The following is a 23,073-nucleotide window of genomic DNA, read 5'->3' on the forward strand; positions in this document are numbered from 1 at the left end:
AAGGAAGGGCATTTGCCATCAACATTCTCCCAAAAGTGTGCGCAGGTGGGCGGTAACCTGGATGAACTCGACCGTGTCACGCATCGCGAGGGATCGCGGATATGGCAGGTCGACCTTCCTGAACTCCTTGACGCGGCCGGGATGGGCCGCGAGCATCAGCACGTATTGACCGAGAAAGACGGCCTCCGGGATCGAATGCGTGACGAACAGAATGGTGGTCCCTGTTTCCTGCCAGAGGCGCAGCAATTCCTCGTTCAGTTTGTCGCGCGTGATCTCGTCGAGCGCGCCGAAGGGCTCATCCATCAACAGGATACGCGGGCGGGTTACGAGTGCGCGGGCAATTGCCACGCGTTGGCGCTGGCCACCGGACAATTCGTGCGGCAGCGCCTTTTCGCGCCCCTTCAATCCGACGAGAGCCAGCAAGGCCTCCGGGTCGGCGTAGGTCACTCCCGCCTCTCGTTTTCCCACCTGCAGCGGGAGGCGCACGTTGTCGATGACATTGCGCCACGGCAGCAACGTCGCCTCCTGGAAGACGAAGGCGAAATCGCGGCCCTCACGCGCCTTGCGCGGCGTCTTGTCGTGTACGGACACCGAGCCATCGCTGATGTGCACCAGGTCTGCGACCGTCCGCAGCAACGTCGACTTGCCGCAGCCCGAAGGGCCGAGCATGGTCACGAGCGAGCCGGCCGGTATCTCGACCGAAACGTCGGACAGGGCCGTGAAGCTGGAATCATCCGCACCGAAGCGAATGTGAAGGTTCTTCACCGATACCGCCGAGGCACCGGTGTTGTCGATCGGTGCCTGCTTGGGTCTGTTGAGCGTTTCCAACATCGCCTTATCCTACGCTCTTGCGGATGTCGGCCGTGGCATCGAGGATTGCCATCGTGTAGACGTCCTCCGCCTTCGGCACGGCCCCTTGGAACTGGCCGAGGTCCGCATAGGTCTTGATCTGCTCCTCCCAGTTCGTGCGGTCCATGCCACCCCAACCCACCGCGGCGGTGGCGTCGTTGAACACGAACTTCATCAACGGCCCGATGGCCTCAAGCTCGCTTGCCTTGTCAAGGTTCGGATAGGATTCGAGCAGGATATCGACGGCCTCTTCCTTGTTGTCGCGCGCATAACCCCACCCGCGCGCCGAGCCTGCGACGAATGCCGAAAGATGGTCGGCGTGATTTTCCAGCTGATCGTCGGTCGTGTAGTAGACATTGGCATAGAGCCGGATGCCGCCGTCCCAGAGGGTCAGGTCGACGCGGTCGTCCCCCAGAACCTTCAGGGCGTTGACGTTGGTAAGCCAGCCGCAGACCGCATCGGCCTGACCGGTCACCAGCTGGTTCATGTCCGACCCCATGTTGACGATCTTGACCTGATCTTCCGAGATCCCGTTCTTGGCGAGAAGCGCGCGCAGAAGGATGACCGACGTGGGGATGGCAGCGATCGTCTTGCCGATCATGTCCTCGGGCTTGGCAATGGGATTTGCCTTTCGAGAGAAATACGCGAAGGGATGCTTCTGGTAGCCGGCCGCGAATGCCTTGATCGGCGCGCCAGCCGACCGGGCCAGCATGACCGACGGACTGGAGGAGACCTGCCCGATCGTCGACTGACCAACGGCGACGCCGGCGACACCATCGACATTCGGTCCGCCGGGTACGATTTCGAGCTCGATTCCCTTTTCGGAATAGTAGCCCTTCTTGCGAGCGACGAGCTCTCCGAGAAGTCCGTTGGAGGGTAGCCAACCGAGCTGCATGCGGATTGTGGCAGTATCTGCCGCGTGGCCTGCCGAGACATTGATCAGACTGTGCGCGGCGGCAATCGCGCCCACAGCGGCCGCATTCGAAAGGAACCCTCGGCGGTTCATCATGAAATGAGACATATCGTTCCCCTTGCTTGTTATGGGAGCGATGATGATCGAATTTGCCATCTCATAAAGCATAATTTTTAGCGCTAAGCATTGCCAATACGGCAACACCCACCAGGTTTGCCGTTTCGGCAATGGCGGGGTCGAAAGATTGCTCTTTGTTGGAGCCCGCCGCCATTGGATAAGCAAACGCATCTCCAAGGTTCATCAGAGGATAGACATGACATACAGAAACCTGATCGATGGTGAATGGATCCACGGCAGCGATGCGGTCCGCAATATCAACCCGTCCGACACCAACGACGTGATCGGGGAATATGCCCGCGCCTCGGCCGAGGATGCGAAGGCGGCGATTGCCGCGGCCAAGGCCGCCTTTCCGGCCTGGTCACGCTCCGGCATCCTCGAGCGCCATGCAATCCTTCGAAAGACCGCCGACGAGATCCTGGCGCGCAAGGACGAGCTCGGACGGCTGTTGTCGCGCGAGGAGGGCAAGACGCTGGCAGAAGGCATCGGCGAGACCGTGCGTGCCGGCCAGATCTTCGACTTCTTCGCCGGTGAGGCGCTGCGGTTGGCCGGCGAAATCATCCCCTCGGTGCGCCCTGATATCGGCGTCGAGATCACCCGCGAGCCGGTCGGCGTCGTCGGCATCATCACGCCRTGGAATTTCCCGATCGCCATTCCCGCCTGGAAGATCGCGCCGGCGCTCTGCTATGGCAACACCRTCGTCTTCAAGCCGGCCGAACTGGTGCCMGGTTGCTCCTGGGCGATCGTCGAYATTCTYCATCGCGCCGGSCTGCCGAAGGGCGTGCTGAACCTGGTGATGGGCAAGGGCTCGGTCGTCGGCCAGACGATGCTCGACAGCCCCGACATCCAGGCGATCACCTTTACCGGCTCGACCGGCACCGGCAAACGCGTGGCACTGGCCTCGGTCGAGCACAATCGCAAGTACCAGCTGGAGATGGGCGGCAAGAACCCGTTCGTGGTGCTCGACGACGCCGATCTTRGCGTTGCCGTCGAAGCCGCCGTCAACTCCGCCTTCTTCTCCACCGGCCAGCGTTGCACCGCSTCGTCGCGGGTGATCGTGACCGAAGGCATTCACGACCGGTTCGTGGCGGCRATGGGCGAGCGCATGAAGGGGCTCACCATCGACGAYGCGCTGAAGGCCGGCACCCATATCGGCCCGGTGGTCGACCAGAGCCAGCTCAACCAGGACACCGACTACATCGCCATCGGCAAACAGGAMGGCGCSAAACTCGCCTTCGGCGGCGAGCTTCTGAAGCGYGACACGCCCGGCTTCTACCTGCAGCCGGCGCTGTTTACCGAGGCAACCAACCAGATGCGCATCTCGCGTGAAGAAATCTTCGGACCGGTCGCTTCGGTGNGACACGCCCGGCTTCTACCTGCAGCCGGCGCTGTTTACCGAGGCAACCAACCAGATGCGCATCTCGCGTGAAGAAATCTTCGGACCGGTCGCTTCGGTGATCCGGGTGAAGGATTATGACGAGGCGCTTGCCGTCGCCAACGACACGCCGTTCGGGCTGTCGTCGGGCATTGCCACCACCAGCCTGAAACAKGCGACGCATTTCAAGCGCAATGCCGAGGCCGGCATGGTGATGGTCAACCTGCCGACCGCCGGCGTCGATTTCCACGTGCCCTTCGGTGGCCGCAAGGGCTCCTCCCATGGCTCGCGCGAGCAGGGTCGCTACGCCGCCGAATTCTACACAACCGTCAAGACCGCATACACCCTGGCTTAATGGGCGCCGTCGCAGGCCCGCGTTACGGCGCGGGCCGCTCAAGGAAGGATAAGATGAAGAAGAAAGCTGAGTGGCCGCGCAAGCTGCGTTCGCAGGAATGGTTCGGTGGCACGGGGAAGAATGCCATCATGCATCGCTCCTGGATGAAGAACCAGGGTCTGCCCGCCGATACGTTCGACGGCCGGCCGATCATTGGCATCTGCAACACCTGGTCGGAACTGACGCCGTGCAACGCGCATCTGCGCGATCTCGCCGAGCGAGTGAAGCGCGGGGTCTACGAGGCGGGTGGTTTCCCGGTCGAATTCCCGGTGTTTTCCGTGGGCGAGAGCACGCTACGGCCGACGGCGATGATGTTCCGTAACCTCGCGGCCATGGATGTCGAAGAGGCGATCCGCGGCAATCCGGTCGATGGCGTCGTGCTGCTCGGCGGCTGTGACAAGACCACGCCGAGCCTGCTCATGGGGGCGGCGAGCGTCGACATCCCGGTCATTCTGGTCTCCGGCGGCCCGATGCTGAACGGCAAGTGGCGCGGCAAGGACGTCGGGTCCGGTACCGCCATCTGGCAGTTTTCCGAAATGGTGAAGTCCGGCGAGATGTCTCTGGCCGAATTCATGGATGCGGAGCAGGGCATGGCCCGTTCGGCCGGCAGTTGCATGACCATGGGCACGGCCTCGACCATGGCGTCGATGGCCGAAGCGCTCGGCATGACGCTGCCCGGCAATGCGGCAATTCCCGCTGTCGACGCCCGCCGGCGGGTGATCTCCCAGCTTTCCGGCCGCCGCATCGTCGACATGGTCAAGGAAGATCTGAAGCCGTCCGATGTCCTGACCAGGCAAGCCTTCGAAAACGCCATCCGCGTCAACGGTGCCGTCGGGGGCTCGACCAATGCCGTGCTGCATCTTCTGGCGCTCGCCGGTCGTATCGGCGTTGACCTGACGCTGGACGACTGGGACCGGCTTGGCCGCGACGTGCCGACGATCGTCAACCTGCAGCCGTCGGGCAAGCACCTGATGGAAGAGTTCTACTATGCAGGCGGTCTGCCGGTGGTCATCAAGGCGGTCGGCGAGATGGGCCTCCTCCACAAGGACGCCTTGACGGTTACCGGCGATACGATCTGGAACGGCGTCAAGGATGTCACCAACTACAATGACGATGTCATCGTGCCGCGCGAAAAGGCGTTGACGCAGTCGGGCGGCATCGCCGTGTTGCGCGGCAATCTGGCGCCCAAGGGCTGCGTACTGAAACCTTCGGCTGCGTCGCCGCACCTGATGCAGCACACGGGCCGCGCCGTCGTCTTCGAAAGCATCGAGGACTACCACGCCCGCATCAACCGCGACGATCTCGACATCGACGAGACCTGCGTCATGGTGCTGAAATACTGCGGCCCGAAGGGCTATCCCGGGATGGCCGAGGTCGGCAATATGGGGCTGCCGCCGAAGGTGCTGAAGAAGGGCATTACCGACATGATCCGCATTTCCGATGCGCGCATGTCGGGCACCGCCTATGGCACCGTCATCCTACACACCGCACCGGAAGCGGCGGACGGCGGCCCGCTGGCGCTGGTCGAGAACGGCGACATGATTGCGGTGGATGTTCCCGCCCGCACCATCCGGCTCGATGTTTCCGATGACGAACTGGCTCGGCGTCGGGCGGCGTGGGTTTCTCCGGTGAAGCCGCAAAAGGGCGGTTATGGCGGCCTTTACGTCAACACGGTGATGCAGGCCGACACCGGCGCCGACCTCGACTTCCTTGTCGGCACGCGCGGTTCTGTCGTCGAACGCGACAGCCACTAGCAGTTTGAGCCGCCACGGCCCGCCGATGCCGATTTATCCCGGCTTCGGCGGGCCGTGGTGGCTTTATTTTAGCGCATTCTTAAGATTGTCGAGTTCGCGAGTTTCACGCCGCCGGTATCCGGTGTAATGATGCAAGCGGAGTAGAATTTTGGGGACCGTGACGCTTTGCTCTCTTCCTGTCCGCAGGAGGCAGACGAGCGTCGCAGCATTGCATCTCAGACTATTGATTTAAGCTTCGTCTGTATTCGCGGGAGGTGTGTGTTGCTCTGCCGTGGTGCCGGTCGTTCACTTGCAGCAAAGCGGGTGATGCATGATCCTACGTGAACGGATCGATATTCCTGCCGACAAAACGTTCGACATTTGCATCGTCGGGGCCGGTGCGAGTGGATTGACGATCGCGTCGGATTTCGCCGGTGGACGCGTTTCCGTCTGCGTGCTCGAAAGCGGAGGGGCCGATGCGATCCCGACGGCCAGTGATCTCTCGGCGGGCGAAAGCACCGGGCTCACCTATGCCGAACTCGATACATGCAGGCTGCGCGGCTTGGGCGGCAGCACCCAGGCCCTGGGCTGGGGTGGTCTCTGCAAGCCGCTCGACGAGCAGGATTTCGCGGTACGCCCCTGGGTCCGGCACAGCGGCTGGCCCTTCGGCCGCGAGCATCTCCTTCCCTATTACCGACGCGCGCAGAAAACGCTAGGGATTGCGGATGTCGAGGCGCTTGGCCAGCGGCAGCCGCTGTTTCCGGGGAGGTCCGACATCATCTCCGTCGATCATCTCGAGCTCTGTCGGCACAATCGGCCCGGCAAACGCCTGCGTCATGCCCTCGAAAACGCTGACAATATCAGCATCCTTCTGCATTCCACGCTGCTCTATCTTTCGTTTGATGAAGAAAAGCGCACGGTCGGATCGGCTGTCGTCAAAAACGGGGCTGACGAAACCATTCACATCCGAGCGCGGACGTTCGTGCTTGCCGCCGGTGGCATCGAGAACGCGCGTCTCTTGTTGCTGAGCGGCGGACCGGGGAGCGACGACAGAACCACTGGGCGGTTTTTCATGGATCATCCGCGATTTTCCATCGGCACGCTGGTGCCGGCCAATGGCAGTGTTCTGAGAACTCTCAACGCTCTTGATCGAATCCGGATCGCGCGCGGCCAGCGGATCCGCGATGCGTTGAGTTACACGCGACAGCGCCCGTATCTCGTCAACGGGCTGACGCTGCCGGCGGAATTGCAGCAGCGCGAGGAGCTTCTCAATTATCGAGCATGGCTCGAGCCATGCTTCATCGGCCAGGACACAGCCAAGCTGCAGGCGATGAAAGAGAAACTGCTCGCTTACAGGGAGCAGCGGCTGCATGGCGTGGAGGCGAAGTCGGCGGTCCGCGCGGCGGGCAAGGAGGGTCTGGTCAGTTGGACCTGGCTCATGCATCTCGTGCGGCCCTCAAGCCTTCTGCGTTCCTTTCGCCTGCTTCACATCGTGGAGCCGGAACCGGAACCGGAAAGCCGCGTCATGCTGTCGAACAAGAAGGACCGTTTCGGATTGCCGATGGTCAATCTGCGCTGGCAGCTTTCGGCCAAAACGGTCGATTCCGTCATGCGTACGATCACAATTTTAGGCAGCGAGTTGACGAAGACCGGCCTGGGCAAGCTGATCGTGAAACCAGAGGAATTGACCGGGCTCGAAAAGCCGATGTGGACCTGGCACCACATGGGCACGACACGGATGCACGTGGACCCCGGTCAAGGGGTCGTGGATACGCAATGCAAGGTCCACGGAACGGATAACCTTTTCATCGCTGGCAGTTCAGTTTTTCCGACGGCTGGAAATGATACGCCAACCCTTACCGTCGTGGCGCTCGCCCACCGCCTCGCCGACCATCTGCTGCAGGTGGTTGGCGGATAGCTTGTCGGTGACTGGGGCGGTCGACGCACCAGCCAGCGCAATCCTTCTCAAAGTTTCATCCGACCCCAGGAAAAACAGCTGCGCCGCGATCGTACGGCTTCATTTTTCCGTCGGCGCGCTGGCGCCGGCCAAATCCGGAAAGCCGCGTCATGCGGACGACCCTAAGCTGAATTTACGGCGTTTCAGGAGATGGTTCTGGGGGACCTTTAGGCACAGGCACGAGATGGAATTGCTCAGCCCAATGGCATAACCCCACCGCTCCAGCGTTGAGCGCTGTCCCGCTTTCCGTCAGTGAATAGACGACCTTGGTCGGGGAACCCGGATAGACTTTTCGGTTCACAAGCCCGTCGGCCTCCAGTTCACGCAATTGCTGCGTCAGCATCTTTTCACTGACCGCAGGGATAGACTGCCGCAGCCGGCCAAATCGACGGGGCGCTGTGCCGAGCTCGCAAAGGATAGTTATCTTCCACTTGCCGGCGACCATCTTCATCGCTGTCGAAAAACCATTGTCCATAGGCCAGTCCGTCCCATTCGCCTTACCTGCGGGTAACCACTTACGCTTCTGTGCGTATTGGCACAGTACTCTTCACATCGTAGCTCTCTCAACGGCAAGCGTACCGAGCGTTGTGCCGACCAATATGGGGTGTCGGAATGAGGCCTGCAATCAGTGTTTTGGGGACCGGACGCATGGGATCGAGGGACCGAACAGCATCTTGCGGCCAGCCAGCCGACCCCATGACGGCCAGCTGGTTCCGGCAAAAGAAGGAGGACGCGCTCGGGTCTTGTTGCCTGCGCAGCAATTCAAAGTGCTACAGCGACCTTTGGGCGTCAAATAAGACGCGCGGCGCTGTAGTCAGACCAATGATCCATAGGAGTAGAATAAAATGCCTTTAGCGCATCTCATCGATTCGTACTGCGCTGCATGGTCGAACGAGGACGGCGAGCAGCGGCGGGCGTTGCTGCTGCCGATCTGGGCCGACGGCGCAACGTATACGGATCCAACAGTTCATGCTGCTGGCGCAGAAGAACTGCTCGCGCACATCGCAGGAATACAGGCCAAGCATCCTGGTGCACGCATTGCACGGACAAGCGACGTGGATGTTCATCATGGGATCGCACGCTTCGCGTGGAGGTTTGTGATGCCGGACGGATCATCCTTCCCTGAGGGGCTGGACATCATCTTCCTCCACCCTGGGCAGGAGCGGATAACACGGGTCGTGGGCTTTTTCGGGCCGTTGGTAAGGTCTTCAGGGGCATAGGCCCCCAATGGCGTGCTGTGGAAGCCGATCTGCAAAGAGGGTGTCGGCCCGATGCACCGGCGTTTTCGGCATTCGATATCGTCGAACGAGATCGAGAATTGATGCCGGACGGAGTTCGATGGGGCGCACTGCGGTGCGCCCCATCGCCAACCTTATTGGCTTTGCGTCTGGCTCTGGCTTTGCGCCTGCTGCTCGACGGTCACTGATACCTTCAGCGTCTCGTTGGCCTCACCATGGATCAGACCCGATATCGGGGCCGCATCGCGGTAGCAGAGGCCGGAGGCGATGCGCACATAGCGGTCATCCGGGCAGATCTTGTTGGCGGCATCGAAGCCGACCCAGCCGAGGCCCGGCAGATGGATCTCGGCCCAGGCGTGGCTTGCTGTCTGCTCCGTTTGCCCTTCCATCATCAGGTAGCCTGAGATGTAGCGCGCCGGCATGTCGAGCGAACGTGCCGCCGAGATCAGGATATGGGCATGGTCCTGGCAGACGCCGTGGCCGGCCTCGAGCGCATCCTCGGCCGCCGTCTCGGCGTGGGTTTCGCCGGCCTTGTACTCCACCGCCTCATGGATCATCGCCATCAATGCATGCATGCGGGCAAGATCGGTGTCGCCCTCGGCCGATTTCGCCAGGTCGCGGATCAGCTTGCCCCCCTTGGTCAAAGGCGTTTCGCGGGCATAAAGCCAAAGCGGGACGTAGGACTGATGCGGGCCCAAGACGCCGTGGCGGTCCTCGGTGTGGACTTCGCCGCTGGCGGTAATGCGGATCGCCTCGCGGTCGCCATCGACGCTGACGAGATGGACGCGATTGCCGAAGTGATCGTCGTAGCTCACCTCCATCACAGCACCGTCGACGAGCGTCTGCCAGCCGAGCACGGTCTGGCCGACCCCGGTGATCGGCGTCAGGCGCAGCCGCTGCAGCGCATACTGCACCGGCTCGTCGTAGTGGTATTCGGTCGTATGGCTGATTTTCAGGTGCATGCTGTCCTCCCGAAATTCAGTTGAAACGATAGCCGTCGGAGATTTCCTGTCCCAGAAGATTGTTCTGGCTGATGAAATCCTCGAGATATTCGTGCAGGCCCTGGTCCATGATGTCGGTGATCGAGCGGCTGCGCAGCGCGGCCAGCGTACGTTCCGCCGTTTCGTGCGCCTCGTGGCGCTCGCCATATTCGCGCTCGAGATAGCCGAGGTTGCTGGCGATCTTTTCATAGCAATAGGCAAGCGAACGCGGCATGCGACCGTTGGAGATCAGGAAATGGGCGATATTCGCCGGCTTCAGTTCGGCATCATAGACCCAGCCGTAGGCGCGGTGGGCCGAGACCGAGCGCAGGATCGATTCCCACTGCACATTGTCCATCGACGAGCCGACGGCGGCGACCGCCGGCAGCAGTACGTAGTATTTGACGTCGAGGATGCGCGCGGTGTTGTCGGCCCGCTCGATGAAAGTGCCGATGCGTGAGAAATTGAAGATCTCGTTCCTGAGCATCGTGCCGTGGAAGGCGCCGCGGATGAGGCCGGCGCGACGCTTGATCGTGTCGATGATCTCCGGCATGTCGGTCGGACGCGCTTTCCTGGAGAGCATCGCCTTCATCTCGAGGTAGCATTCGTTGGTCGCTTCCCACGTCTCGCGCGTCAGCGCCGTGCGCACCATGCGGGCGTTGTGGCGGCCCGCCTCGATGCAGGACATCACGCTCGATGGATTGCTGCGGTCGCGCAGCAGGAAGTCGATGGCATCGATGCTCGTCAGCGCCTCGTGCACTTCGTCGTAGAGTTCGCGCACACCAGCGCTTTGCAGCACGCCGTCCCAATCGCCTTCCGTTGCGCCGCTGCGCGTCAGCGCCATGCGCAGGCCGGCATCGATTAGCCGGGCGCTGTTTTCGGCGCGTTCGATGTAGCGGAACATCCAGTAGAGACCGTTTGCAGTTCTTCCCAACATGGTCTCAGTCCTCCAGCACCCAGGTGTCCTTGGTCCCGCCGCCCTGGCTGGAATTCACGACAAGCGAACCAGCCTTGAGGGCGACGCGCGTCAGGCCGCCGGGAATGATCTGCACCTTGTCGGAGACAAGGACATAGGGACGAAGATCCACATGCCGGGGCGCGATGCCCTTGTTGACGAGGATCGGAACGGTCGACAGCGACAGTGTCGGCTGGGCGATGTAGTTGGTCGGGCGTGCCTTCAGCTTTTCGGCGAAGAGCGCGCGCTCCTTCTTGCTGGCTGTCGGGCCGACCAGCATGCCGTAGCCGCCGGAGCCGTGCACCTCCTTGACGACAAGTTCTTCCAGGTGTTCGAGCACGTATTTCAGGCTTTGCGGCTCGGAACAGCGCCAGGTCGGCACGTTTTCTAAGAGCGGCTTGCGGCCGGTATAGAACTCGACGATCTCGGGCATGTAGGAATAGATCGCCTTGTCGTCGGAGATGCCGGTGCCGGGCGCGTTGGCAATGGTGATGTTGCCGGCGCGGTAGACATCCATGATGCCGGGAACGCCGAGCGCGGACTCCGGGCGAAATGTAAGAGGATCGAGGAAGTCGTCGTCGACGCGGCGATAGAGGACGTCGATCGCCTCGTAACCGCGGGTCGTGCGCATCTTCACCTTGCCGTCGATCACGCGCAGGTCCGATCCCTCGACCAGCTCGACGCCCATCATGTCCGCTAGGAAGGCATGTTCGTAATAGGCGGAATTGTAGATGCCGGGGGTGAGAACGGCGACGCGCGGCTTGCCGCTGCAGCCGGGGGGCGCCAGCGACGCCAGGCTCTGGCGCAGCAGGTTGGGATAGTTCTCGACCGGGCGCACGCGGTTCTGATGGAAGAGTTCGGGGAACATCTGCATCATCGTTTCGCGGTTTTCCAGCATGTAGCTGACACCGGACGGCGTGCGGGCATTGTCCTCCAGCACGTAGAACTGATCCTCGCCGGTGCGCACGATGTCGGTGCCGACGATATGGGTGTAGACGCCGCCCGGCGGCCGGAAGCCGATCATCTGCGGCAGGAACGCCACGTTCTTCTCGATCAACTCGCGCGGCACCCGTCCGGCGCGGATGATCTCCTGCTTGTGGTAGATGTCGTCGAGGAAGGCGTTGAGGGCGATGACCCGCTGTTCGATGCCCTGGGCGAGCTTGCGCCATTCTCGACCTGAAATGATGCGGGGGATGAGGTCGAAGGGGATGAGCTTTTCGGAGCTGTCTGCGTGTCCGTAGACCGCGAAGGTGATGCCGGTTTTCCGGAAGATGTTCTCGGCGTCCTTTGATTTCGCTATGAGCCGATTTCTGTCCTGGCTGGCATACCATTCATGATAGGTCGAATATGGCTGGCGCGGACTGCTGTCCGCATTCATCATTTCGTCAAATGCCAAAGGCGTGATCCCCTTATTTTTGACCATTTGAGTACAACGCTGGATGCAATGCAAGAAGCGTGCACAGTCGCGGGACAAGAAAGTTTTGGCGCGTTATCCCGCCGCTTCCGGGCAAGGCGATGCTCAACAATGGGGCGGGGACGGCCAGTCACCCGATCGGCCCCGACTTTGGCGTCTTAGAAAATAAGCAAATGCTTGAAATTTGGGCGTGTCTGGGAAGCTAGCCCAGGCCGAACACGGTGATTGCGGCGGCTGCCAGACCGGCCAGAACCAGCAGCGACAGCATGGCGGCGGCGCTGGCGCGCGGCCCGGCATCGGCGAGCTTGCGGATGTCGACCTCCAGCCCGAGTGCCGCCATGGCGATGACGGTGAGCCATGTGGCGAGGTGAGCAGCACCGGCGGCGGCCGCGTCGGGGATCATCCCGCTGTTGCGGGCGACCGCCACGGCGAGGAAGCCGAGAATGAACCAGGGCACGAAATACGCAAACGTGGCAAGGCGCACGCGGCGATTGCCGGCAGGCAGGTTAGGCGCCAGGGGATGCGCCTCGCTCTCGCGGTTGATGATCGAGAAGCACAAGACGACCGGGCCGAGCATCAGCACGCGCACGAGCTTGACCAGCGTGCCGACCTGGACGGACAGGGCGCTGAACGGAGCGGCAGCGGCCAGTACCTGCGGTACGGCGTAGACGGTCATGCCGGCCAGAACGCCGAAGCCATAGGGCGACATGTCGAACCAGCCGCCGATCAGCGGCAGGGATAGAACGACGGCAATGCCGAGAATTGCGGTGAACGAGATGGCGGCGGCGACGTCATCGCCCTCAGCACCGATGGCCGGCGCGACGGCGGCGATCGCCGAATTGCCGCAGATGGCATTGCCGCAGGCGATCAGGGTCGCCATCCGCTTTGGCAAGCCGAGCAGCCGCGCTATCAGATAACCGGAGACGATCGACAGAAAGACGATGCCGACGATGGTTGCGAGCAGCACCGGGCCGCTTGCCAGGATCGCCTTGAAGCTGAGGGTCGCGCCGATGAGGACGATCGCCGCCTCCAGCAGCAGCCTGGAGGAAAAGCGGATGCCGGCCATCCAGCGATCGCCCGGTGTCCAGAAGGTGCGCAGCAGGGCACCGAGAAGGATGGCGATAACAAGCGCTTCCAGCCATGGCCGGCCGGTCCAGCTTGCCTCGAGGCGCTCAAGGCCGAAGGCGGCGAGTGCTACGAGACAACAGAGGATCAAACCCGGCGCGATGCGCGCTATGCGGGAAGAGAGCGTGGGTGCGGGGGCGGCCGATGGGGAATGCGATCTGGACATGGCCGCAACCTAGTCCGATTGATGAATCAGTCTAACGGATTGTTCTTGTCAATTCGATCGCTTTTTGCGATTGATTTTCCATGACCCTTGATCAACTTCGCATTTTCGTGGCTGTCGCCGAGCGTCTGCATATGACACGCGCGGCCGAGGCAATGAACGTCACGCAGTCTGCCGCCAGCGCGGCGATCGCGGCGCTTGAAACGCAACACAACGTCAGGGTGTTCGATCGCATCGGCCGCGGGCTGGCGCTGACGGAGGCGGGGAAGGCGTTTCTGCCGGAGGCGAAAGCCGTGCTTGCGCGCGCGACGGCTGCGACCGCTTGCCTCAACGACCTCTCGCATCTGCGCCGCGGCACGCTCGCGATCGCCGCAAGCCAGACGGTGGCAAGCTACTGGCTGCCGGCACGTCTCGCCCGCTTCACCCATGATTATCCGCATATCGACGTGAAGCTGACCGTGCGCAACACGGCGGTGGTCGCCGAGGCGGTCGAGGAGGGAACGGCGCAGCTCGGCTTCGTCGAGGGCAGGGTCGATGCGGAAAAGCTGGACCATCGCAGCGTGGCGGTCGACCGCATCGCGATCTATGCGCCACCCCGCCACCCGCTTGCCGGAAGGCCGGTCGATCTCGAAGCGCTGCTTGCCGCACGGTGGGTGTTGCGCGAGGAAGGATCGGGGACGCGGGCAATGTTCCTGCAATCGATGCGGGCACATGGTGCGGATATCGATCAGCTGAAGGTCGAACTCGAATTGCCGTCGAACGAGGCGGTACTGACGGCCGTCGAGAGCGGTCCCTTCATCACCGCCGTTTCCAGGCTCGCCGCCCAGCCTTTCGCCGATAGCGGCCGGTTGGTGGAATTGCCGTTCGAACTTGCCGAGCGCAGCTTCGAATTGTTGACGCATCGCGACCGCCAGTTCAGCCGCGCGGCCCGCGCTTTCGTCGATCTGCTCTAGGCGAACGCGAAGGCGATTGCCATCCGGTTCGGCTGCCCTAACAATAGTCGCGCCGGTCCCGGGCGGGCCGGTTCTGGTCTTGCCAGGAGGTGCACCGTGTTCGAAATCGTCGAAAGGCCGGCGCAGCGGATTGCCGGCTCCTTCTGGGAGGGGACCTTCGTCGAGGCGGCCGACGGGGCCGTTCGCCGGCTGATCGCTGAGATGCAGGAGCATCACCTGCGTGTCCATCCGAAGGACCATCCGACGCTCGTCGGTCTGTCGTGGAACGACCGTCCTGATGGCTTCCGCTATCTCGTCGGCTTTGTTTCCCAGACGGCGGAAACGACGCGTCACCCTGGCCATGTGGACCTACCGGCCATGCGTTTCGTCAGCGCCATGCACCACCCTGATGATGGCGACGTCTTCGCGCATTATCAGCACATGTTTGACTGGATCGGGTCTGAAGGGCTCGTGGTCGATACCGGCAGGCTGCACTATCGCGAAGAGTACGAGCCGGGCTTCGTCTCTCTCTCGCTGTCGTCGCTCAGGTTGATGGTTCCGATTACAGCGCCGCGCGTCAAACATGACGCGCAAAGGACGCTGTAACACTTTGAACTTGCTGCATAAGTTTGCCATTAAATCGATTCCGATTTAAGGAACTATGCAGTAGCTGATCGTCAGTATCAGAAAAATTGCTTTGACCATCAACGCCCCCGCGTCTATCGCGGCTGACCTCCCTTTGCCCATTCGGATAGGTCAATGACACTCGCCCGCCTGGCTCCGGCCATCTTCGTACTGCTCTGGTCGACCGGTTGGGTCGTCGCCAAATATGCGGCCGTCTATGCCGATCCGCTGACGTTTCTGGTGCTGCGCTACACCCTGGCGATCCTGCTGTTCATCGGCTTCTGCCTGGTGACCGGGGCGAAATGGCCGAAGTCGTGGTCGGCCGCGGCCCATGCGGTCGTCTCCGGCATGTTTCTGCACGGGCTTTATCTCGGCGCCGTCTGGTGGGCGATCGGGCAGGGCGTGCCGGCTGCGATCTCGGGCATCATCGCCGGGTTGCAGCCGTTGATGACGGCCGTCGCCGCCTCCGTCGTCATCGACGAGAAGCTCAGCGTTCAGCAGAAACTCGGACTGGTGCTCGGCTTCTTCGGCATCGCGCTTGCCGTGCTGCCCAAGGTGTTTTCGATCGACACCGGCGCAACGCCGATCCACCTTTTCCCTGTCATCATCAACGTGCTCGGCATGGCCGCCGTGACCTACGGCACGCTCTACCAGAAGCGGCACCTCCAGAGCGGCGACATCCGTACGATCGCAGCGCTTCAATATCTCGGCGCCCTGATCGTCACGGTCCCGCTGGCCCTGGTGCTGGAGGATCTGCACGTCACCTGGAACCTGCAGATCTTTGCGGCACTCGCCTGGTCGGTGCTGGGGCTTTCCATGGGCGCGATCGCGCTGCTGCTTTATCTGATCCGCCGCGGCCAGGTATCGCGCGCAGCCTCGCTCATCTATCTCGTGCCGCCGCTTGCGGCCGTGCAGGCATGGCTGTTCTTCGGCGAGGCGCTGACGCTGCCGATGATCATCGGCACGGTCATTGCCGTTGCCGGCGTCTATCTCACCAACCGCAAACAGCAGGCATAAAAAACGGCGGGCCGAAGCGACCCGCCGTTCTTATCACTTTGTTTTTACGCATTTCCTGATGGAAAACCTGCTTCGCAGGCTTTCTGAAAATGCGCTAGGCAATGTCTTGCCGATCAGCCCTGCTGGCCGCGGTTGCCGCCACCGGCGCCACGACGCATGCCGCCCTGGCCGCCTTCGCGGCGGTCGCCGGCCTGGCCTTCAGGGCGCGGGCCCTTGTTGCGCCATTCGCCCGGCTTCTGGCCGGGACGACCGTGGTGCTTCTTGGGTTCGTGGTTGCGGTTGCCTTCCGAACGGCCGTCGGCGTGGGGCTGGCCAGCCGGACGCTGATCGCGGCGGTCCTGCTTCGGGCGGTCGTCGCGCAGAAGATCGTCACCGGCAAAGCTGCTTGGAGCCAGTGCCGACTGGCGAGCCGGGCGTTCGCGGCGCGGGCGGGCGTCCTGACGCTGGCCGCCGCCGCCATTGCCGCGGTGCTGGCCGTTGCCATTGCCGTTGCCGCGACCGCCGCGTCCCTTGGACGGACGGGCCTGGTCGGCAGGCGCTTCGCCGCTGGCAACCGCGATGTTGATGCCCATCAGCTTCTCGATGTCGCGAAGCAGGCGGATTTCGTCCGGTGCGCAGAAAGCGATCGCGATGCCGTCGCGGCCGGCGCGGGCAGTACGGCCGATGCGGTGAACGTAGGCATCGGGAACTTCCGGCAGGTCGTAGTTGTAGACGTGGGTGACGCCGGGGATGTCGATGCCGCGGGCAGCGACGTCGGTTGCCACGAGCACGCGGATCTCACCGTCACGGAAGGACTTGAGCGCACGCTCACGCTGGCCCTGGCTCTTGTTGCCATGGATCGAGGCGGCCTTGAAGCCGACGTGGTCGAGATGCTTCATCAGCTTCTCGGCGCCATGCTTGGTACGGCTGAAGATCAGCGACAGGCCATCCGGATTGTCGGTCAGGGTCTTCTTGAGGATGGTCGTCTTCAGGTCCTTGCCGGGGACGAAATGAACATACTGTTCGACCTTGTCGGCGGCCTTGCCCGGAGGCGTCACCTGAACCTTGACCGGGTCGGTCAGATATTCGCCGGCGAGTTCAGCGATCAGCTTCGGCATCGTCGCCGAGAACAGCAGCGTCTGGCGGTTCTTCGGCACGAGCTTCGAAATCTTGCGCAGGTCATGGATGAAGCCGAGATCGAGCATCTGGTCGGCTTCGTCGAGCACGAGGTAGCGACCCTGGGTCAGCGTCACGGCCTTGCGGTTGATGAGGTCGAGCAGGCGGCCCGGCGTTGCGACCAGGATGTCGACGCCGCGGGCGAGCTGTTCGGTCTGCTTGTTGATCGAGACGCCGCCGACGACAACGCCGATCTTCAGCGGGGACTTCTTGACGAACAGCTTGAGGTTGGCTGCGATCTGGTTGACCAGTTCGCGGGTCGGCGCCAGCACCAGGGCGCGGATGTTGCGCGGGTCGGGGCGCTTGCCGTCGGCAACGAGCTTTTCGATCATCGGCAGGCCGAAGGCGGCCGTCTTGCCGGTTCCGGTCTGGGCGAGACCGATGAGGTCGTGGCCCTTCAACACCAGCGGAATGGCCTGCGCCTGGATCGGCGTCGGCTTTTCGAAGCCGTTGGCGGACAGGGTCTCCAGAATGTGTTCGGAAAGACCAAGATCTTTGAAGGTGGACAAATGTATATACCTTTTGGGGGCGCCAAACGCATTCGCCGGAACCGCTATCTGCTGTTCCGGTGTCGTTTGGCGTCAAGAACCCCGCGTGAATTGGGAACTTGTGGGTTAAGAAAAAAGTCGTCAAGCGCCTGTGCTGTCGCCGGTTACGGCGTATGGTTGCGCTTTTCCTTCTTCACGGCTTTCTGTGTTGCCGAGGGCGCGCTCACGCGGCGGCCTGAAGGTGACGCTGCGTCCATGTCGTCGTTTTGGCCCCAAAAGTCAAGGTCCATCTTTTCGCAGGTGCGAAATGAGGTGGGGGCTATTCGGCGACCGACAGCTCGAAATCGGCGTCGGCAGCCTCCTGGCCGTTGACGAGGATCACCACGCGATGGGTGCCGGAATAGTAACGACGGGTTGTGATTGGCCGAATCGCGTGACGCTTTTCGATCCTGATCGTCGCGCCCGGCTCCAGCGTCGCCGATGTCCACTTGAACACCTTGGGCGAGGTCGTGCCATTCGCTTTGCGGTGGTGTACGGCGTAGTCGATCATGATCTTCTGGGTGGTCTTCGCGGTGTGCCTGACCGAAAGCTTGAAGACGAGGCTTTCGCCGAGCGCGATGTCCGACCGGTCGAGCGAGAAGGCTGCGTCTATGCCGGCGGGTGCGGCAAAGCCGAAGTTCGAAAGAGCTGCCTCATGTCCCTGTTTCAGAAGCGTTCGCGAGGCATGGCGCAGCAATTGCTGCCGCTCCGGCGAGGCACCCACCATGTGTTCGGCCACGAAACCGGCCACCAGATCCGGGTGATCCTTGGCAATGTCGTTGAGGCTGTTGGCAACCGAGCGGCGCACATAGTCCTCGGGGTCGTCGAGGAGGGCCGTCAGGATCGGCAGGATCGGCTGGGGATCGCGGATGAGCTTCGGCAGCCGCATTGCCCAGGGCAGGCGCGGGCGGGTGCCTTCGCTCGCCAGACGCCTGACATGGTGATTGGCGTCCGTTACCAATGAGCCGATGATCGTGAGCGCCCGCTCCTGGTCCGTGTCGATGAACACGCGGATACCGAACTCGGAGGTGAAGTGCGGCGTCAAAGCGCGCAGCAGCCACAGCGATAGCTCGAAATCGCCAAGCCCGCGTGCGGCGACATATTGGCTGACGGGCAACAGGGTCCAGCCGCTGAGGCCGGGCCTCTCGTCGGTGTGCAGACAATCGCCAAGCTTTGCCGCGGCTTGCGGGAAGGACTGCGGTAGGGTTTCGATGAGCGCATCGCGGATCTGCAGCGATCGTTGCATCAGTTCCAGTGCCTCGAGATTGTCGCTGGCAAGCGCCTCGAACCTTTTGCGGTCGAATGTCGGGCAGACCGCGCTCAGGCGGTCTGCGATGGCGGTGACGACGCCCGGATGCAACAGGTTTTTCAGTGGCTCCGCCATCTCTCGGTACTCTCCCGGCTCAGATCTGCTGTTCGACAGCAAAATGCTGCATCAGCATTACCGCGCTGATTGCCGCCATGTAAGGGGCGAAATCCGGGTCGCGACGCACGCGTTCGCCTGCCGATCTGGCATCATCGAGCGTTTCCCACTCGACCAGATCCGCGAGCATGTCGGGCTTTTCGCACGAGCCGACGGCGCGCCAGGAAATGAAGCCCGGATAGTTTGAAACGGCCTGCATCGCCCGATGGCGCGCGGCTGCGGCCGCGGGCTTGTCCACAACGATGCAGACGGCGAGTTCGAGGATGCTCTTGGTGGTCATGTCATGCTCCATGTTGATTGCCGCTTGACTAAAGCACAGTGCAACTGACAGCCTTATGGCCATAGCCTTACATCGACATGCGATGGGAATACGCGAATGAGACCTGCCGACCGGCTGTTTCGAATCATCCAGCTCATGCGGGCGACCGGCCGGGCGATGACGGCGCAGGAAATCGCCGACAAGATGGAGGTGGCGCGGCGGACCATCTACCGCGACATGGAACACCTGATGGCTTCGGGTGCGCCGATCGACGGCGAGCGCGGTGTCGGATACCTCCTGCGCGAGAGCTTTGACGCGCCGCCGCTCGCTTTCACCTTCGAGCAGCTCGAAGCGCTGGCCTTCGGCGCGCGGGCCGTGCAGATGCTTGGCGACCACCGGCTGGCGCAGGCCGCGCGCGAGGCCATGGAAAAGATCGAACACGGACTTCCGCCCGAGCACGTGGCGCGGCTGCGCAGCGCCCCGATCCGCGCCTTCCGTTCGGCGCTGCAGCCGAAGCCGCCGCCGATGCTGGGTGACCTGCGCCGGGCGATCGCCGAGGAGCGCAAGGTGCGCATGGCCTATGAAAGCCTCGCCGATCAGAGCTCGGAGCGCACCGTCTGGCCGCTCGGCCTCAGCGTCTTCGGCCATCACTGGCTGCTGACCACCTGGTGCGAGCTGCGCCAGGACTTTCGCGACTTCCGGGTGGATCGCATCCGGGAGATGAAACTCGAGCGCGATCATTTCCAGTCGTCACCAGAGCGCAGCTTCGACGCCTATCTCTCGCGCATGTAGGATGACACCGTAAAAGTGCGCGCGATCGAGGAAAAGATGGAACCGGATCGGGCTTCATCCGTTTCTATTAAGGGCTTATTCTGGCCTGCCCACGAGCAACATCATTGCATGGGAGACAATCGTGCAGAACCGGACTTGGATACTGGCCGCGGATGGCAATACGGCGCGCTTCGTCAAGGGCGTCAACCTGCGGAAGGACGAACGTCAGCACCCGGAAGAAGAGGTTATTCACACCGACCCGAAACGCGCCCAGGATATCATGGCCGACAAGCCGGGACGCAGCCATTCGTCCGTCGGTCATGGCCGGTCGGCGATGGAATACAGCAGTGATCCGGTACGCGAGGAAAAGCATCGCTTTGCCGTCGATGTGGCCAGCAGGCTCGAAGGCTATCTGAACGACAACGCCTTCGACAGCCTGGTGATCTGCGCGGCGCCAAGGACGCTCGGAGATTTGCGCAAGCTGCTTTCTGCCAATGTAAGGCAGAAGACGGTGGCCGAAATCGACCGCAACTGCGTCACTGTGCCGATCGAGCAACTGATCGCCACCGCCCGCTCGGCCGTTTATCCCTGAAGCTTTTGCAGGGAAAGTGCTTAGCGGTTTCCCGTCTGGGCATGCGTAAGGCAGAGGGCGGAAATGCTCTCATACGCATGCCGCATCTTGATGTAACAAGGCGTCCCGTCAGAAATCCGTCGGGACGCCGCCTTCCTCCTTGCGTTTTGCAACGAAGGCGTCGAGTTCGTCTTCGATCACCGGGTCCAGCGGCGGCCGTTCGTATTCGTTGAGCTTCTGCTTGAAGACACGGTTGGCGTGGTCATAGGTCGTCGGCCGGCCCGCCTCCGTCCAGGTTTCGAAGTTGCGCCAGTCGGAAAGGATCGGCGAATAGAACGCTGTCTCATAGCGTTGCAACGTGTGCAGCGTGCCGAAGTAGTGCCCGCCGGGGCCGACGTCGCGCACCGCGTCGAGCCCGAGTGCATCCTCGCTGACATCGAGCGGCGTCAGGAATTCCGCCACCATCTGCAGCATGTCGACGTCGAGGATGAATTTTTCGAACGAGGCGGTCAGTCCGCCCTCGGTCCAGCCGGCCGCATGCATGACGAAGTTGCCGCCGCCTTGCGTCAGTGCCCAGAGCGATAGCGCGGACTCGTAGGCTGCCTGCGCATCGAGCGTATTGGCGGCGTTGGTGTTGGACGTGCGGTAGGGAATGTTGTAGCGGCGGGCGAGCTGGCCGCCGGCAATGACCGCCTTCATGTATTCCGGCGTGCCGAAGGCGGGTGCGCCCGTCTTCATGTCGACATTCGAGGTAAAGCCGCCATACATGACCGGCGCGCCGCGCCGGACCATCTGGGTGAAGGCGATGCCGCACAGCGCCTCGGCATTCTGCTGCACCAGGGCACCGGCGATCGTGACCGGCGCCATGGCGCCTGCGAGCGTAAATGGCGTGACCACCACCACCTGATTGCGCGACGACATTTCGATGATGCCCTGCAGCATCGGCCCGTCGAGGCGCAGCGGCGAGGAGGTGTTGATGATGGTGAACAGCGACGGTTCGCGCTCCATCTGCTCCATGGATATGCCGCGACCGATGCGGGCGATCTCGATGCCGTCGGTGTTCCGCTCGCGGCCGAGCGAATAGACGTGGAAGACCTTGTCGGTGAGCTTCACCATGTCGGAGAGGCAGTCGAGATGACGCACGGATGCGTGCAGGTCGACCGGCTCGACGGGATAGCCGCCGGTGGTGTGGATGATGTCGTAGGACTGGGCGAGCTTCACCAGCTTGCGGAAATCCTCCTGATTGCCGGTGCGCCTGCCGCCTTCGCGGTCGGCCACGAAGGGGGCGCTGGCGATCTGGGCGAAGACCAGATTGTTGCCGCCGATCGCGACGTTGCGGGCCGGATTGCGCGCATGCATGGTGAAGGAGGAGGGAACCGAAGCGATCATCTCCATGATCAGCCCGCGATCGAAGCGCACGCGGTCGGTGCCGGGGGTGATATCGGCGCCCGCTGCCTTCATGCGCTGGCGCGCCTCGGGCAGGATGACATCCATGCCGATCTCTTCCAGGATCGTCAGCGACGCCTGATGGATCGCCTCGAGCGCGTCTTCTGACAGTACCGAGGATTTGCTCTGGGTGTTGACGAGATTGAGATATTTACCGCCTGAGGATTTTCGTGTGCGCTCGCCACTGCGGCCGCCGGGCCGGCGTCGCCGCTCGAGCGGGGCTGAGGAAGTTTCACCTGTGGCAGCATCCGGAAACTGATCGTCGTTCATGAAAAACCCACCGCGTTGCCGATGGATTTCTGTCGCAGATTTTTCGCGGTCATGCCCCTGCCATTTGCGACAGTTCAGTTCTCTGGTGGAGTAAAGGCCGTCAAAATGCCCGCGGACGCCGACTGCTCGCCTCGCTCAGCGCTTGTCTCCGCGCAGCATCTCGCGCTTCCCGGCGAAGCCCTTGCGCTTCTCGACGGCAAAGCCGGCCGCCTGCAGATTGCGGCGAACGAAGCCGGCGGCGGCATAGGTGGAGAAGCTGCCGCCGGCCGCGGTCTTGTCGAACACCAGCCGCATCAGCTCCTCCGACCACATGTCGGGATTGCGGGACGGTGCAAAACCATCGAGGAACCAGGCATCGAAGCGCTCCTTCGCTTGGGCGAGCCCCTCCAGTGCTGTGCCGCAAACGACGGTCAGGCGAACGCCATCGCCAAGATCGATCTCGATCCTGCCGTCGTTGGTTGCCGGCCAGCGATCGGTGAGGGCCAGCCGTTCGGCGTCGATCTCCGGCCAATGGGACAAGGCGCGGGAGATTTCCTCCGCCTGCATGGGAAAGCGCTCGAAACTGACGAAATGCAGCGTGCCGTCCGTGGTCGCCGTAGCTTTCCATTGCCGCCAGGTTTCACAGAAATTGAGGCCGGTGCCGAAGCCCAGTTCGCCGATGGTGAATGCCCCGCCGGAGGCCCAGCGTTCGGGCAGGCCGTTGCCGGCGAGGAACACATGTCCGCATTCGAGCCGACCGTCGGTGCGGCAATAAAAATGATCGCCAAACTCCCTGGAATAGGGCATATCGCCCTCGTGCCAATCGAGGCTTTGATGGGCCGGGGGCTGGTTCGGTTCTGCGGCGGATCCTGTCATGCGATGGCGA

At 62.5% G+C, this 23,073-nt stretch carries 24 protein-coding genes and 1 pseudogene; 10 read left to right on the forward strand and 15 right to left on the reverse strand.

Going from position 1 to position 23,073, the window contains the following annotated elements:
* Positions 1 to 18: 18 nt before the first annotated feature.
* Genes ASD02_RS17825 through ASD02_RS38305 form a run of 3 tightly spaced genes read right to left on the reverse strand, consistent with a single transcriptional unit; the run spans position 19 to position 2,063 of the window.
* On the reverse strand, positions 19 to 831 hold the full coding sequence (locus ASD02_RS17825) for an ABC transporter ATP-binding protein (protein WP_057217582.1): 813 nt from the start codon (positions 829 to 831) through the stop codon (positions 19 to 21).
* 4 nt (positions 832 to 835) lie between these two features.
* A complete protein-coding gene (locus tag ASD02_RS17830) occupies positions 836 to 1,870 on the reverse strand; it encodes an ABC transporter substrate-binding protein (protein WP_057217596.1) in 1,035 nt (344 codons plus the stop codon).
* A gap of 49 nt (positions 1,871 to 1,919) precedes the next feature.
* A complete protein-coding gene (locus ASD02_RS38305; protein WP_156408080.1) occupies positions 1,920 to 2,063 on the reverse strand; it encodes a hypothetical protein in 144 nt (47 codons plus the stop codon).
* A 12-nt stretch (positions 2,064 to 2,075) separates the two neighbouring features.
* Between ASD02_RS38305 and ASD02_RS17835 the strand changes: the two genes are divergently transcribed.
* The 3 genes and pseudogenes from ASD02_RS17835 to araD form a co-directional block, all read left to right on the forward strand.
* Positions 2,076 to 3,236 (forward strand): aldehyde dehydrogenase family protein (locus tag ASD02_RS17835; protein ID WP_277996360.1); only part of this gene is annotated, 1,161 nt, incomplete at its 3' end.
* A 1-nt stretch (position 3,237) separates the two neighbouring features.
* Positions 3,238 to 3,609 (forward strand): annotated as a pseudogene (locus ASD02_RS39805) (aldehyde dehydrogenase family protein); the annotation flags it as partial.
* A 53-nt stretch (positions 3,610 to 3,662) separates the two neighbouring features.
* Positions 3,663 to 5,402, forward strand: a complete 1,740-nt coding sequence (gene araD, locus ASD02_RS17840) for an L-arabinonate dehydratase (RefSeq protein ID WP_025428040.1) — start codon at positions 3,663 to 3,665, stop codon at positions 5,400 to 5,402.
* A gap of 316 nt (positions 5,403 to 5,718) precedes the next feature.
* On the opposite strand, the gene ASD02_RS38990 is transcribed toward araD, so the two are convergent.
* Together ASD02_RS38990 and ASD02_RS38995 are read right to left on the reverse strand one after the other, a co-directional pair.
* Complete coding sequence (locus ASD02_RS38990; RefSeq protein ID WP_158071695.1) at positions 5,719 to 6,060, reverse strand: hypothetical protein; 342 nt, start codon at positions 6,058 to 6,060, stop codon at positions 5,719 to 5,721.
* A gap of 33 nt (positions 6,061 to 6,093) precedes the next feature.
* Positions 6,094 to 6,462 carry a hypothetical protein gene (locus tag ASD02_RS38995; RefSeq protein WP_158071696.1) on the reverse strand — a complete coding sequence of 123 codons (369 nt, stop codon included), beginning with the start codon at positions 6,460 to 6,462 and terminating at the stop codon, positions 6,094 to 6,096.
* A gap of 24 nt (positions 6,463 to 6,486) precedes the next feature.
* Between ASD02_RS38995 and ASD02_RS39000 the strand changes: the two genes are divergently transcribed.
* Positions 6,487 to 7,299, forward strand: a complete 813-nt coding sequence (locus ASD02_RS39000; RefSeq protein WP_158071697.1) for a GMC family oxidoreductase — start codon at positions 6,487 to 6,489, stop codon at positions 7,297 to 7,299.
* 172 nt (positions 7,300 to 7,471) lie between these two features.
* Here the strand turns inward: ASD02_RS39000 and ASD02_RS17850 are convergent, their stop codons facing one another.
* Entirely contained in the window at positions 7,472 to 7,813 is a 342-nt protein-coding gene (locus tag ASD02_RS17850) for a helix-turn-helix domain-containing protein (protein ID WP_025428038.1), read from the reverse strand.
* Positions 7,814 to 8,183: 370 nt separating this feature from the next.
* Here ASD02_RS17850 and ASD02_RS17855 point away from each other — a divergent pair, with 370 nt between their 5' ends.
* Positions 8,184 to 8,558: a hypothetical protein gene (locus ASD02_RS17855; RefSeq protein ID WP_025428037.1), complete on the forward strand. Its 375-nt coding sequence runs from the start codon at positions 8,184 to 8,186 to the stop codon at positions 8,556 to 8,558.
* Positions 8,559 to 8,710: 152 nt separating this feature from the next.
* On the opposite strand, the gene ASD02_RS17860 is transcribed toward ASD02_RS17855, so the two are convergent.
* The 4 genes from ASD02_RS17860 to ASD02_RS17875 all read right to left on the reverse strand — a co-directional run bounded on the left by ASD02_RS17860 (position 8,711) and on the right by ASD02_RS17875 (position 13,216).
* Positions 8,711 to 9,538 (reverse strand): transglutaminase family protein, encoded by an 828-nt coding sequence (locus ASD02_RS17860; protein ID WP_025428036.1) that lies wholly within the window; start codon positions 9,536 to 9,538, stop codon positions 8,711 to 8,713.
* 16 nt (positions 9,539 to 9,554) lie between these two features.
* Complete coding sequence (locus ASD02_RS17865; RefSeq protein WP_025428035.1) at positions 9,555 to 10,493, reverse strand: alpha-E domain-containing protein; 939 nt, start codon at positions 10,491 to 10,493, stop codon at positions 9,555 to 9,557.
* A 4-nt stretch (positions 10,494 to 10,497) separates the two neighbouring features.
* Positions 10,498 to 11,892 (reverse strand): circularly permuted type 2 ATP-grasp protein, encoded by a 1,395-nt coding sequence (locus ASD02_RS17870; protein WP_081788908.1) that lies wholly within the window; start codon positions 11,890 to 11,892, stop codon positions 10,498 to 10,500.
* A 235-nt stretch (positions 11,893 to 12,127) separates the two neighbouring features.
* Positions 12,128 to 13,216, reverse strand: a complete 1,089-nt coding sequence (locus ASD02_RS17875) for a putative sulfate exporter family transporter (protein WP_081788880.1) — start codon at positions 13,214 to 13,216, stop codon at positions 12,128 to 12,130.
* 80 nt (positions 13,217 to 13,296) lie between these two features.
* Between ASD02_RS17875 and ASD02_RS17880 the strand changes: the two genes are divergently transcribed.
* From ASD02_RS17880 to ASD02_RS17890, 3 genes are all read left to right on the forward strand, one after another.
* Positions 13,297 to 14,166 (forward strand): LysR family transcriptional regulator, encoded by an 870-nt coding sequence (locus ASD02_RS17880; RefSeq protein ID WP_025428032.1) that lies wholly within the window; start codon positions 13,297 to 13,299, stop codon positions 14,164 to 14,166.
* Positions 14,167 to 14,262: 96 nt separating this feature from the next.
* Entirely contained in the window at positions 14,263 to 14,751 is a 489-nt protein-coding gene (locus ASD02_RS17885) for a GyrI-like domain-containing protein (protein WP_025428031.1), read from the forward strand.
* Between the two features lie 153 nt (positions 14,752 to 14,904).
* Positions 14,905 to 15,786 (forward strand): DMT family transporter, encoded by an 882-nt coding sequence (locus ASD02_RS17890; RefSeq protein ID WP_038576343.1) that lies wholly within the window; start codon positions 14,905 to 14,907, stop codon positions 15,784 to 15,786.
* Positions 15,787 to 15,899: 113 nt separating this feature from the next.
* On the opposite strand, the gene ASD02_RS17895 is transcribed toward ASD02_RS17890, so the two are convergent.
* The 3 genes from ASD02_RS17895 to ASD02_RS17905 all read right to left on the reverse strand — a co-directional run bounded on the left by ASD02_RS17895 (position 15,900) and on the right by ASD02_RS17905 (position 19,171).
* A complete protein-coding gene (locus ASD02_RS17895; protein ID WP_025428030.1) occupies positions 15,900 to 17,450 on the reverse strand; it encodes a DEAD/DEAH box helicase in 1,551 nt (516 codons plus the stop codon).
* Between the two features lie 298 nt (positions 17,451 to 17,748).
* On the reverse strand, positions 17,749 to 18,852 hold the full coding sequence (locus tag ASD02_RS17900; RefSeq protein WP_057220999.1) for a DNA alkylation repair protein: 1,104 nt from the start codon (positions 18,850 to 18,852) through the stop codon (positions 17,749 to 17,751).
* 19 nt (positions 18,853 to 18,871) lie between these two features.
* Positions 18,872 to 19,171, reverse strand: coding sequence for a hypothetical protein (locus tag ASD02_RS17905; RefSeq protein WP_057212598.1), 300 nt, complete (start codon positions 19,169 to 19,171; stop codon positions 18,872 to 18,874).
* Between the two features lie 96 nt (positions 19,172 to 19,267).
* Between ASD02_RS17905 and ASD02_RS17910 the strand changes: the two genes are divergently transcribed.
* Together ASD02_RS17910 and ASD02_RS17915 are read left to right on the forward strand one after the other, a co-directional pair.
* The gene (locus ASD02_RS17910) at positions 19,268 to 19,942 is read left to right on the forward strand and encodes a YafY family protein (RefSeq protein WP_025428028.1); all 675 of its coding nucleotides are present in this window, start codon (positions 19,268 to 19,270) and stop codon (positions 19,940 to 19,942) included.
* A gap of 121 nt (positions 19,943 to 20,063) precedes the next feature.
* Positions 20,064 to 20,513 carry a host attachment protein gene (locus ASD02_RS17915; protein ID WP_025428027.1) on the forward strand — a complete coding sequence of 150 codons (450 nt, stop codon included), beginning with the start codon at positions 20,064 to 20,066 and terminating at the stop codon, positions 20,511 to 20,513.
* A gap of 108 nt (positions 20,514 to 20,621) precedes the next feature.
* Here ASD02_RS17915 and ASD02_RS17920 read toward each other — a convergent pair whose 3' ends face one another.
* Complete coding sequence (locus tag ASD02_RS17920) at positions 20,622 to 22,208, reverse strand: trimethylamine methyltransferase family protein (RefSeq protein ID WP_025428026.1); 1,587 nt, start codon at positions 22,206 to 22,208, stop codon at positions 20,622 to 20,624.
* Between the two features lie 135 nt (positions 22,209 to 22,343).
* Positions 22,344 to 23,063, reverse strand: a complete 720-nt coding sequence (gene mnmD / locus ASD02_RS17925; RefSeq protein ID WP_025428025.1) for a tRNA (5-methylaminomethyl-2-thiouridine)(34)-methyltransferase MnmD — start codon at positions 23,061 to 23,063, stop codon at positions 22,344 to 22,346.
* Positions 23,064 to 23,073: the final 10 nt, after the last annotated feature.

Origin of the sequence: Ensifer sp. Root1252 (assembly GCF_001425885.1) — a bacterium.
Taxonomy (GTDB): Bacteria; Pseudomonadota; Alphaproteobacteria; order Rhizobiales; family Rhizobiaceae; genus Ensifer; species Ensifer canadensis.

What these genes read in the sequence shown, in the direction of transcription:
- ASD02_RS17825 (WP_057217582.1), bottom strand. Translation starts at nt 831, where the DNA reads ATGTTGGAAACGCTCAACAGACCCAAGCAGGCACCGATCGACAACACC.
- ASD02_RS17830 (WP_057217596.1), bottom strand. Translation starts at nt 1,870, where the DNA reads ATGTCTCATTTCATGATGAACCGCCGAGGGTTCCTTTCGAATGCGGCC.
- ASD02_RS38305 (WP_156408080.1), bottom strand. Translation starts at nt 2,063, where the DNA reads ATGAACCTTGGAGATGCGTTTGCTTATCCAATGGCGGCGGGCTCCAAC.
- araD (WP_025428040.1), top strand. Translation starts at nt 3,663, where the DNA reads ATGAAGAAGAAAGCTGAGTGGCCGCGCAAGCTGCGTTCGCAGGAATGG.
- ASD02_RS38990 (WP_158071695.1), bottom strand. Translation starts at nt 6,060, where the DNA reads ATGCTCGCGGCCGAAGGGCCAGCCGCTGTGCCGGACCCAGGGGCGTAC.
- ASD02_RS38995 (WP_158071696.1), bottom strand. Translation starts at nt 6,462, where the DNA reads ATGATCCATGAAAAACCGCCCAGTGGTTCTGTCGTCGCTCCCCGGTCC.
- ASD02_RS17850 (WP_025428038.1), bottom strand. Translation starts at nt 7,813, where the DNA reads ATGGACAATGGTTTTTCGACAGCGATGAAGATGGTCGCCGGCAAGTGG.
- ASD02_RS17855 (WP_025428037.1), top strand. Translation starts at nt 8,184, where the DNA reads ATGCCTTTAGCGCATCTCATCGATTCGTACTGCGCTGCATGGTCGAAC.
- ASD02_RS17860 (WP_025428036.1), bottom strand. Translation starts at nt 9,538, where the DNA reads ATGCACCTGAAAATCAGCCATACGACCGAATACCACTACGACGAGCCG.
- ASD02_RS17865 (WP_025428035.1), bottom strand. Translation starts at nt 10,493, where the DNA reads ATGTTGGGAAGAACTGCAAACGGTCTCTACTGGATGTTCCGCTACATC.
- ASD02_RS17870 (WP_081788908.1), bottom strand. Translation starts at nt 11,892, where the DNA reads ATGATGAATGCGGACAGCAGTCCGCGCCAGCCATATTCGACCTATCAT.
- ASD02_RS17875 (WP_081788880.1), bottom strand. Translation starts at nt 13,216, where the DNA reads ATGTCCAGATCGCATTCCCCATCGGCCGCCCCCGCACCCACGCTCTCT.
- ASD02_RS17880 (WP_025428032.1), top strand. Translation starts at nt 13,297, where the DNA reads ATGACCCTTGATCAACTTCGCATTTTCGTGGCTGTCGCCGAGCGTCTG.
- ASD02_RS17890 (WP_038576343.1), top strand. Translation starts at nt 14,905, where the DNA reads ATGACACTCGCCCGCCTGGCTCCGGCCATCTTCGTACTGCTCTGGTCG.
- ASD02_RS17900 (WP_057220999.1), bottom strand. Translation starts at nt 18,852, where the DNA reads ATGGCGGAGCCACTGAAAAACCTGTTGCATCCGGGCGTCGTCACCGCC.
- ASD02_RS17905 (WP_057212598.1), bottom strand. Translation starts at nt 19,171, where the DNA reads ATGACCACCAAGAGCATCCTCGAACTCGCCGTCTGCATCGTTGTGGAC.
- ASD02_RS17910 (WP_025428028.1), top strand. Translation starts at nt 19,268, where the DNA reads ATGAGACCTGCCGACCGGCTGTTTCGAATCATCCAGCTCATGCGGGCG.
- ASD02_RS17920 (WP_025428026.1), bottom strand. Translation starts at nt 22,208, where the DNA reads ATGAACGACGATCAGTTTCCGGATGCTGCCACAGGTGAAACTTCCTCA.
- mnmD (WP_025428025.1), bottom strand. Translation starts at nt 23,063, where the DNA reads ATGACAGGATCCGCCGCAGAACCGAACCAGCCCCCGGCCCATCAAAGC.